The sequence below is a fragment of the Bifidobacterium sp. SO4 genome, assembly GCF_018555355.1.
GTDB classification, from domain to species: Bacteria; Actinomycetota; Actinomycetes; order Actinomycetales; family Bifidobacteriaceae; genus Bifidobacterium; species Bifidobacterium miconisargentati.
In genome coordinates this window covers 80,966-91,074 of the sequence record NZ_JAFEJP010000013.1, presented here as the reverse complement: position 1 = coordinate 91,074, position 10,109 = coordinate 80,966, and the positions used below count along the sequence as shown (strand labels likewise).

Here is a 10,109-nt window from a genome sequence, read left to right as displayed (position 1 = left end):
TGCCGCTTCGTCGCCATGCTGATCCTGTCTTCCATACGACAAGCCAAACAGACCAACCCGGTTTCGCGCTCACTCCAGGTGAGGCACCACTACCCATTTCGCGCTCAAAAAACGTGAGGCACGTCGGCGGCAGTAGGCTGCCGCCACCCCGTGGTATACTGCGTATCAGCATTAGTGTGAAACCCGGAAGACCAAATGGCTTTCCGGGTTTCCGCATACATGCCCCGACTTGCGCGGCGTCGCCGGTTTCGGTTGGCACTGACGGCGGCGCCACGCTTCATCCACTCGTATGATTGGCGTATGCCAACCGAAAACAACCAACAGAATTCCATGCGCGTCGACTACGCCGACATGGTCGCATGGCTCAACAAGAAATGGGGAAACCAGGAATGCCCGATATGCCATGAGCATTCCTGGAACATCGAACAAACCGCCATCAGAGGAGACCGGTTCGTATTCACGGGACAACCGTCCAACGATGTGCCGTTCATGGTGTTCATCCCGGTCACCTGCACGAACTGCGGATACACGCTGCTGTTCAACAACGAGCGAATCCGCGCAGTAAAGCTTTACCCACAGGCGGACACCCAATGAGCGACGGAACCACAAACTCATTCGGATACTCCGATTCGGAATCGGGAATCAGCACGCCAAACGTCCCGAGAAAGGAGCCGACAAGAAGCATCATGGTCAAAGAGATCGACTCCGTCAAACGACAGATAGAACATCTCCATCTGATCGCACCTTGGAACGAGACCGTACTTGGCGGCGCAATCGGAGTCGTCACCTCCGCTGTGTTCGGCCTCATCGGATACTACCAGTCAGCAGACGCGCCTCGGTGGATAGAGATCGCGATGATAGGACTGCTTGCGGCAGGCATCGTCGCCGCGATACTGTGCCTCGTCTTCAGAACAAGTATGTCCGATATCGAGGCAGAGCAGAAAAAGGACATCATCGACGAACTCGAACGATGGAAGCACAACGGCGAATGACATGAAAGCCCCGGCAATATACCGGGGCTTTCGCGTGTTCAGTCCTTGTTCTTGCGGGGCCTGCCTCCGCCGACGCCACGTCCGGGACGGTTCCGATTCCACTCGTCGATGGTCTCGGGAAGCCAGCCGCGCGTCCTGCCGATGAGCGCATCCGGTTCGGGCAGTTTCAGGCTCAGGAACGCGCCTTGCGTGATGCCGAGCCGTTCGGCCGCCTGCTTGACGCCGAGGTATTCAGTCGTCATCGCCGCGTCTCCATCCGGCGAACAGGCCGGCCAGTCCGGCGGCTATCGCGAATCCGGCGGCCCCATAGGGCGCGTCGGTCATGGCGAACATGGCGGATATGACGGCGAACAGCATGCTTGCGATCGCCAATACCTTGTTTCTGTTCATGATTGCTTCATGGTTCTCAGGATAGGATTGGGGAGGGGTTCCGGCTAGTAGGGATAGCCGGAACCCCGTTTACTTCTTGCGGCGCTTCTTGCGCTCGGGCTTGTCGTCCTTGCGCAGTCCCAGCCAGATGGTCACGGCTATGCCGACCCAGCTGGTGATGAGCGTCAGCCAATCCTTGAGTTCCATGTTCACCTCCTTTCTTTGATTGATATATCTATCATATCCCAATGATGATAGATATGCAAGGCAGTAGAGCGCGACACGCCGAGAACCCCAACGATTCCGAGGAGCCAAGCCATGAGGTCCCGCACCAACTGGGGTACCAGTACCCGCCGGTACCGCCTGCCCGAAGACTGGGCCAAACGAAAGGCAATCGTCAAGGCAAGAGCACACGGGCTCTGCCAAGCCAGGCACCACGTGCCAGAATGCAACGGCATCGGCACCGACTGCGACCACATTATCCAAGGCGACAATCACGAACTCAGCAACCTTCAATGGCTGTCACACGCATGCCATAAAGCGAAAACCGAAAGAGAGAACGCGGAGCGCAATCGCAAACGCGCCGAAATGAGGCGGCACCCATCCGAAAAGCTTCCCGGACTGCTAGACTAGGGGCCATCCGGAGTGGGGAGGGACTCCTCCGGAACCTCGATGTAACCGCCGGATAGCACTTCCAATCTTACATACGGCAGAAAAGTCTGTTTTGGCCGGTTCGATGTTTTTCCTGCCCTCGATGCCGTTCATCCGCCGAAAGGGCCTTTCCGCGGCTTTTGCCGGCTTTGGCGCATGCGACTCGCTGCATCCACTGATGCGACAACGCTTTTTTAGAGATGTTACGTAAAAATAAAAATCGTTGGAATCATGCGGTTTTCTTGATTTATAAGGGTAAATAAAATATAATAATTGTATGAGCTTATGCGAATGTGGTTGCGGCAGAGAAATCCCCGAGCATGTAGGCAGGGGTCGCCCTCGTAGGTTTTTCAACGCGGCTTGCAGGGTCCGCGCGAACCGGGCGGAGACGTTCCCGGTCCCCGCTGAGATGGTCGCCGCGAACCGATGGGTGCGCTGGCAACGCATCGTCAGAGGAGACGGAACTACAAAGAACCCGCGCACCATTGACGGACGACAGGCATCAAGCACGGATCCGACTACATGGTCGCCGTTCGCCGACGCCAGAATCTCGACAATCGGCGATGGCATGGGATTCGTTCTCGGCGACGGCTTCGCGTGCATCGACCTCGATCACTGCTACGATGCACGCAACCACCTCACCGACTGGGCGAAGATGCTCATCGCCCCCGTCCAAGGCAAGACCTACATCGAAACCAGCCCTTCCGGTGACGGACTCCACATCTGGGGACGAGCCCCGGAACGCACCGGCCTCAAAGTGCGCGGCATAATGAACGCCGAGGCATACAGTCGCGCTCGGTACATCACCTACACCGGCCGCGCATGGCATAAAAGCCCAGCGATCCTAGCAGACCTGACGTTCCTGTTCGATGTCATCGCCCGGCTTTCCTGACCGGACGGTAGGAAGGAGACCGATAATGCCACACAAGCCGGCCTCCGGCCACCGAATGCCAGGAAAACTCATCAAAGACGGAAAAGGGCAGCGTCTATGGCGGGATCTGACCGCGAAATGGGAATTCACCGAGGAAGAATACAGACTTCTCGAATCTGCCTGCTATACCGCCGACCGCATTACTCTCGAACGGCGTGAGATAGGAGACAAACTCACCGTCGAAGGCAGTATGGGTCAGATTGTCGCCCATCCGTTGCTCGCCCAATTGCGCGCCGACGAGGAACATCTCGCGAAACTCTTGGCTCGCATCGAGATGCCCGAGCCCGAGGAGAACACGAATACATCCACCGAAGGGGAACGTTCCGCGCAGATGCGGGCTGTGGTCAACAGCCGCTGGCATGCGGCCTACGGGGGCGGCTGATGGCGAGGCTGCTTACCAAAAGGACGGCAGCCTACATCCCCTCCCGCCAATCCGAATACCAGGAGATCATCGACTGGTACAGGCAGGCACTCGTCAACGAGCCGGCGCGTGAATGGAACACGAATCCCACGCTCATCGGCCCCACGTGGAAGCGTGACGCGCATGGCTGGATCCTTCCGGAGCATACTCTCGGCTGGAACTTCCTCGCGTGGAGCGGCTACTGGCTGCGCAATGCGAAGCAGCGGACCCCGTGGAAGTGGACAAACGAGCAGGCGCGGTTCTGGCTGTGGTATTACAGCCTGGACGAGCATGGCGTTCCCGTGCACGACAACGCGGTCCTGCAACGGCTCAAGGGCTGGGGCAAGGATCCGATGGCGGCCGGCGGGGCGGTAACTTCTTGCTTTGCGGACCTGACGTTCGACCATTGGGGTGCGGACGGCGAGCCCGCAGGCCGTGAGGAGCCGAACGCATGGGTGCAGGTATGCGCGGTCAGCCAGGAGCAGACCAAGAACACGATGAAGCTCCTGCCCGGTCTCATTCCCGCGGAGACGAGACGGTATTACGGCATTCAGCTGGGCAAGTTGAACATGTACGCGCTGGGTGACAGCCGCCAGATCGAGGCTGTGACCTCGTCGCCGCTCGCGTTGGAGGGCGGTCGTCCGACATTCCTCATCAGGAACGAGACGCAGAACTGGAATTCCAGCAACGGCGGCCATGACATGGACGGCGTGCTGTCCGGCAATGCGGCGAAGTCCGAGGATTCGGTGAACGTGAAGATGCTGGACATCTGCAACGCCTACCGTGACGGCGAGGACAGCGTGGCGCAGCGTGTGCGCGAGGCATGGGAGGGCACGCAGGGCGACCCGAATTCCGAGGACAAGGGCTTGCGTCCGAAGTACATGGATTTCGGCCTCCTGTATGACTCGATCGAGGCCGCGCCGGATACGCCCATGACCGAGGAGAGCATTCCCCGTGTCGTGGAGGACGTGCGCGGTGATTCCACATGGCTTTCGACCGCGAAGATCGTGCGTGAGATCATCAACCCGAAGAACCCGGTCTCGGAGAGCCGACGCAAATGGTTCAACCAGTGCGAGGCCCCGGAGGATGCGTACGTGACCAGTCAGGAGTGGGATGCGAACGAGCATCCCGAACTGAAACTGGAATCCGGCGAGGAGGTCTGCATGTTCCTGGACTGTTCCCTCACCGATGACGCGACCGCGTTGGTCGCATGCAGGATCTCCGATGGTTTCGTCAAACCGTTGGGCCTGTGGCAGAGGCCTCCGGGCAAACGTGGGGACAAGTGGCGTGTGCCGCGTGAGTCGGTGGACGACACCGTGCGCGAGGCTATGCGCCGGTACCGGGTGCTGGCGTTCTGGGGCGACCCCTCGCATGTCCTGGACGATGAGACCGGCTTGCATTACTGGGATCCACTGTTTGATGCCTGGCATCGTGATTACGGCCGCCGACTGAGGATGTGGGCGAGGCCGGGTGGGCGTGACGCGCACGCGGTCATGTTCGACATGGTGCGTCTGGACGTGCAGAAACGGTTCGTGGAATACGTCGACCAGGCGTACACGGCCATCTGCGACAAGGATTTCCCGCACGATGGCGACGCGCGCCTGCGCGCCCATATGCTCAATGCGCGCCGTCAGCCCACGAAGGCTGGCATGAGCATCGCCAAGGAAGGGCGCGAGTCCCGTAGGAAGATCGATCTCGCGTTCTGCGCGATAGCGGCCCGCGGCATGCGACGTGAATATCTGAACACGAAGAAGAGAGGAGGCGGACAGGTATGGTGACGTCGTTGGAACCGATGCAGTACGAGACTCCGGACGATGCCCAAGCCGCGTTGAGCGCTATCCTGCTTCCCTCCTACGGGAACACGGTGGGTCGTCTTGATCGCATCGACCGGTGGTGGAGGTGGAATCCGAAGCCCATCCGACTCCGGCGCGCCACGCCGGAGCATAGAATGCTGCGTGACATGGGCGTAACGCCGTGGCTGCGTCTTGTGGTCACGACCATCGCGCAGACCCTCTATCTGGAGGGCGTGGACATGCCTGGCGAACCGGGTACCGACGCGACCCGTGAATTCTGGCATCCATGGGTCGCGAACCGCATGGGCCGCAAGCAGGTCGCCCTGCATAAGGCAGCCATCGCTTACGGCAGCGCATACGCGGCCGTGCGAGACGATCCCGATTCCCCCGGCGAGGCCCGTATCGAATGCTATTCACCACGTGAGGCCATCGCAGTCTACCGTGATCCGGCTCGCGATGACTGGCCGCAATTGTTCGCCTCGATCCAGCATCGGTGCGGGGCGGCCGACTGCTATGAGCTATGGGACGCCTATCGCATATGGCGTTGGGAACGCGACGAAAACAACATGTATCGGTTCATCGCTGCGACCGCCCACAATGCGACGGACGCGAAGGGACGCCCGGTGTGCCCGGTGGTCCGGTACACGAATGATCTCGACCTGGAAGGCCGGGCTAACGGTGAGGTCGAACCGTACATCCCGCTGGCGAATCGATTGAACAAGGACAATTACGATCGAATGCTGGCCCAGCATTACAACAGCTGGAAGGTGCGCACCGCCACCGGATTGGATATGACCGACCTGACTGACGAGCAGCGGGCAAAGCAGAAGGCGAAGCTCAGCCAGGAGGATATCCTCACCGGTGGCGAGGGCGTCCAATTCGGCACCTTGACGGAGACCACGCTTTCCTCGCTCATCGAGGCTAAGCAGGCTGACGTGGAGGAACTGGCCGCCGTGTCCCAGACGCCGACGACCGCGTTCGGCAAGATGGTCAACGTCGGTGACGCCGGCATTGCGGAGAGTCGTGCCGGCTTCTATGCGAAGCGCGACGAACGGCAGAAGTCGTTCGGCGTGAGTCATATGGACGTGCTTCGTCTGGCGGCGGGCATCGAGGGCCGCATGGACGATGCTGCGAACTTCGAGCTGACCCCTATCTGGGAGGATACGGACGTGCGCACCATCAATCAGGCGGTGGATGCGCTCGGCAAGGCCGCTCAGATGCTCGGCGTCCCCAAGGAGCAGCTGTGGGACATGATTCCGGGCGTTTCCAAGAGCCGTGCCGATTCATGGCGCGAGTATGCCGAGGCTCATCCTGATGCGGACGCGCTTGCGGTGCAGGCGTATCAGGCGCAGCTCAACCCGGTGACCGACGATGGCATTGACCAGTGAGGGCGCCGTCCTGACGGACAAGCACCGGCGGGACCAGGTGCGATTGGCCATCACCGCGGACAGCCAGGCGCGCCGCCTGTGGGATTCCACGCTCGACGTGAACGATCTGAAGCGTACGCAGCCGATCTGGAAGAAAGCCATGCTGCGCCTGTTGGAGACGTGGTGGAGCATCAGCGCCGAAACCGCCGCCGACTATCTGCCCCGTTTCCGTGAGGCGGAGACCGGCGACGGCGCGTTCGACACGGCCGTACCGCGGTTCGACCGCAAGCAGATGGCCCGCCAGATTGATTGGACCGGCGCGACGAACGTGCTGTGGCGCATCGCCCGGGGTGAGACTCAGGAGGCCGCGTATGCGGCTGCCCGCAGCCTGTTCCTCGGTGTCTTTCATGAGGCCGTGCTCACCGGCGGACGCACCACGATCGAACGTTGGGCCAAACGGGACACGAGGGCCATTGGATGGCGTCGCGTGTCAGACGGCAATCCGTGCGCGTTCTGCGCGATGCTCGTCACCCGCGGCCCCGTGTACACGTCGGCGGAGAAGGCCGGACTGAGTGCCAAGACCGGCAAGAAATACCATCCGAACTGCGGGTGCACGGTTGAGGTCGTGTACGGCGACTGGAAGCCCACGGACAGGGAGAAACGGTGGATCGACGATTACTATCGCGCCGCCGAAAGCCTGCCGAAGAACACTCCTCGCACCTACAACGTGATCCTGCCCATCATGCGCAGGAACGGGAACTTCCGTGACTCCGCGGCACAGCGCAGCACCCCCGAGGCACTTGCCGCACGCCGCAAGGCATACGCGGAGAAGAGGGCCGCGGAGTTCGCCGAGCGCAGGCGGATGCTTGACCGGCTGCTGGACAATCCCGGCCAGCCGATGAGCATCAGCAAGGCCGACCGGTCGCATGCGAATCCGAAGTTCGAATCGCATGGATGGCGGTACAGGAACAACTGCCAGTCCTGCGTGCCCGCGTACGAGATGCGCCGCAGGGGCGTCAACGTCAAAGCCCGCGGATTCGGTTCCACTGAATCCCAAAAGGTCAAGATGGACACCACTCTCGCCTGGATCAATCCTGCGACCGGGCGACCGCCGACATGGCGTAGCGTCGGATCGATGACCGAGGACCTCGTTTTCAGCAGAATCAGACGACGGGTGAATCCAGGGGAACGATACGCCATGTCCTTCGCATGGCAGCGCCCCGGGATGGGTCACATCGTCGTGTTGGAGCGTCCTTGGACGAACAAGGCAGGCGACATCATCGTCGTGGACCCCCAATCAGGCAAGCGGCAGACGTTGGAGCAGTATTTCAGACGGTATCCCGTGGACGCCCGCAGTGTCGGCATCTACCGGATTGATAATCTGGAGTTGAACAGGGACATCGCACCGGGATTGATGGAGGCTGCGGACTGATGAAGACTCTCAGCGAACTGACCGAAAGCGCGAGGGAAGAGGCTCGACGGGAGGGTTTCCGGCTGCTTGAACCCGCCGGGGTGTATGACGGGGAACTCATCATCTACGCCATTCCCGCCGGTTGCGAGCCCGGCGACGTTCTCGGACTTCCCCAAGGGTTCTTCGTGGACCTCGAAACCGGGAAGGCACGATATTGCACCGCCGATGAGAGCCTGCTGCTGGCGACGCGCAAGTTCCTTGCCGAGCTCGGGCCGGTGCCGGAAGAGTAGACGGTCCCCATATACGGATTTTTCCAAGCCACCATGAAGTTCATGGTGGCTTTTCTTATGCCCGCAGGACGGGCGGAAAGGAAACCATCATGGCCGACGAGACCACCATCGAAGACCAGACCGAACCCAATGCCCCGGATACGCCGGCCACTCCCCCTGCGGATGATTCGGCTCCGAAGCCGCCGTGGGAGCGCGACGGCGAGGATTTCAACCCGGAGAAGGCGTGGAACCTGATCCAGAACCTGCGCGCGGACAACGCCAAGCTCAAGGAGAGCAACGAATCGCTTTCCCTGAAGCAGCGCGAGGCCGAGGATGCCAAGCTCACCGAATAGGAACGGCTCCAACGCGACCTCAAGGAGGCGCAGGCCCGACTCGCCGAAGTAGATGCGGCCAAGGCATGGGCTGAAGCCCGCGCCAAATATCCCCAACTCACCCAAGAGGATTTCGACCTCATCGGCGCGGGAACGCCCGAAGAGATCACAGCCAAGGCCGCGAAGCTCGCGGCACGCATCCCCGCCGTGCAGGACGCGGCCGGAGAAGCGGCACGACAGGCATTACACGATTCAGAGATGCGCAGGCCGCTGACCGGCGGACTCGACCCCAAGGGCGAGCAGTCCTCCGATTGGCTGCGCAACGCATTGACCGACAAGTAAGGAACACATCATGGCAGACAATTTCACCAGCCAGATCGCACGCAACGATCTGGGCTCCAGCCTCATCCCGGACGAGGTCAGCCAGGAGATCATCCAGACGCTGCCCGAATCCAGCGTACTGCTCACCCGTGCGCGCCGCGTGCCGATGAGCAGCCGCAAGAAGACCCAGCCCGTGCTCGCCACGCTCCCGGAGGCCTACTGGGTGCAGGAGGGTGCGCTCAAGCAGACCACGAAGACCGGCTGGGAGGACGTGAGCATCACCGCCGAGGAGCTCGCCGTCATCGTCCCCATTCCGGACAGCGTGGTGGATGACGCGAAGATCAACCTGTGGGATGCGGTGCGCCCGCTCATCGCGGAGGCGTTCGGCAAGAAGATCGACGGCGCCGGAATCTTCGGCATCGACAAGCCCGCTTCTTGGGATGACGATATCCTCGCGGGTGCCACCGCCGCCGGCAATATCGTCGCCCAGGGCACGGGTGCGGATCTGGCGCAGGACGTCGCCAAGCTCGCCCAGAAGGTCAGCGAGAAGGGCTTCGCCGTCAACGGCTTCGCCTCCCAGCCGGGCCTGAACTGGCAGCTGGTCGGCCTGCGCGACGCGAACGGCCAGCCCATCTACACGCCGTCTTTGACGCAGGGCACTCCGGCCAGCCTGTACGGCTATCCGCTCAACGAGGTCAAGAACGGCGCATGGGACATGACCAAGGGCGTGCTGCTGGCCGCGGACTGGACGAAGTTCGTGGTCGGTGTCCGTCAGGACATGACCTACCAGCTGTTCGACCAGGGCGTCATCAGCGACGCGGACGGCAAGGTCCTGTACAACCTGATGCAGCAGGATGCGAAGGCCCTGCGCGTGGTCATGCGCGTCGGTTTCGCGGTCGCGAACCCGATGACCCGCATCGCCGCCAAGGGCACCCAGTACCCGGCCGGTTTCATCACTCCGAAGGCGGGCAAGTGATGGCCAAGCAGATTCGATTCGTATCGCAGCCGGCCGTCATCGACGGCCAGGACGTGGCCGACGTGGCCGCGTTCGACGCTGCGGGAAACCCGGTTCTTCCGGGCGGTGGTTCCGGAACGCCGGCTGTGAAGCTGCCCCACATGGACAAGCTCGCAGCCGACGCCGATGCCGCCGCGACCGTGACGGCGTTCAACCAGCTGCTCGATAACCTCGCGGCCTCCGGTTTCATGGAATCCTCCACGCCGGCCGTGAAGACCATCACGAAGGTCGCTATCCAGCAGGCGACCGTCTGACGGG

The 10,109-nt window shown here is 61.5% G+C and carries 13 protein-coding genes; 11 read left to right on the top strand and 2 right to left on the bottom strand.

Features of this window, described 5'->3' with window-relative positions:
* The first annotated feature begins 300 nt into the window (after nt 1–300).
* Nucleotides 301–594, top strand: a complete 294-nt coding sequence (locus JS536_RS09140; protein ID WP_214356688.1) for a zinc ribbon domain-containing protein — start codon at nt 301–303, stop codon at nt 592–594.
* On the top strand, nt 591–992 hold the full coding sequence (locus tag JS536_RS09135) for a hypothetical protein (RefSeq protein ID WP_214356687.1): 402 nt from the start codon (nt 591–593) through the stop codon (nt 990–992). Before JS536_RS09140 ends, JS536_RS09135 begins: the two co-directional genes overlap by 4 nt.
* 38 nt (nt 993–1,030) lie before the next feature.
* On the opposite strand, the gene JS536_RS09130 is transcribed toward JS536_RS09135, so the two are convergent.
* A complete protein-coding gene (locus tag JS536_RS09130; protein WP_214356686.1) occupies nt 1,031–1,234 on the bottom strand; it encodes a hypothetical protein in 204 nt (67 codons plus the stop codon).
* Nucleotides 1,224–1,382 (bottom strand): hypothetical protein, encoded by a 159-nt coding sequence (locus JS536_RS09125; RefSeq protein ID WP_214356685.1) that lies wholly within the window; start codon nt 1,380–1,382, stop codon nt 1,224–1,226. Before JS536_RS09125 ends, JS536_RS09130 begins: the two co-directional genes overlap by 11 nt.
* A 907-nt stretch (nt 1,383–2,289) precedes the next feature.
* Here JS536_RS09125 and JS536_RS09120 point away from each other — a divergent pair.
* From JS536_RS09120 to JS536_RS09080, 9 genes are all read left to right on the top strand, one after another.
* Entirely contained in the window at nt 2,290–2,904 is a 615-nt protein-coding gene (locus tag JS536_RS09120; RefSeq protein WP_214356684.1) for a bifunctional DNA primase/polymerase, read from the top strand.
* 25 nt (nt 2,905–2,929) lie between these two features.
* On the top strand, nt 2,930–3,325 hold the full coding sequence (locus JS536_RS09115) for a hypothetical protein (protein WP_214356683.1): 396 nt from the start codon (nt 2,930–2,932) through the stop codon (nt 3,323–3,325).
* On the top strand, nt 3,325–5,121 hold the full coding sequence (locus JS536_RS09110) for a terminase (RefSeq protein ID WP_214356682.1): 1,797 nt from the start codon (nt 3,325–3,327) through the stop codon (nt 5,119–5,121). The genes JS536_RS09115 and JS536_RS09110 overlap by 1 nt, the downstream gene beginning before the upstream one ends.
* The gene (locus JS536_RS09105; protein ID WP_240544342.1) at nt 5,115–6,524 is read left to right on the top strand and encodes a phage portal protein; all 1,410 of its coding nucleotides are present in this window, start codon (nt 5,115–5,117) and stop codon (nt 6,522–6,524) included. Before JS536_RS09110 ends, JS536_RS09105 begins: the two co-directional genes overlap by 7 nt.
* Entirely contained in the window at nt 6,508–7,935 is a 1,428-nt protein-coding gene (locus JS536_RS09100; RefSeq protein WP_214356681.1) for a toxin glutamine deamidase domain-containing protein, read from the top strand. The genes JS536_RS09105 and JS536_RS09100 overlap by 17 nt, the downstream gene beginning before the upstream one ends.
* A complete protein-coding gene (locus JS536_RS09095) occupies nt 7,935–8,204 on the top strand; it encodes a hypothetical protein (protein WP_214356680.1) in 270 nt (89 codons plus the stop codon). The genes JS536_RS09100 and JS536_RS09095 overlap by 1 nt, the downstream gene beginning before the upstream one ends.
* Nucleotides 8,205–8,293: 89 nt before the next feature.
* Nucleotides 8,294–8,536 carry a hypothetical protein gene (locus JS536_RS11890; protein ID WP_240544341.1) on the top strand — a complete coding sequence of 81 codons (243 nt, stop codon included), beginning with the start codon at nt 8,294–8,296 and terminating at the stop codon, nt 8,534–8,536.
* A 331-nt stretch (nt 8,537–8,867) separates the two neighbouring features.
* The gene (locus tag JS536_RS09085; RefSeq protein WP_214356679.1) at nt 8,868–9,812 is read left to right on the top strand and encodes a phage major capsid protein; all 945 of its coding nucleotides are present in this window, start codon (nt 8,868–8,870) and stop codon (nt 9,810–9,812) included.
* Nucleotides 9,812–10,105 carry a hypothetical protein gene (locus JS536_RS09080; RefSeq protein WP_214356678.1) on the top strand — a complete coding sequence of 98 codons (294 nt, stop codon included), beginning with the start codon at nt 9,812–9,814 and terminating at the stop codon, nt 10,103–10,105. Before JS536_RS09085 ends, JS536_RS09080 begins: the two co-directional genes overlap by 1 nt.
* Nucleotides 10,106–10,109 lie beyond the last annotated feature (4 nt).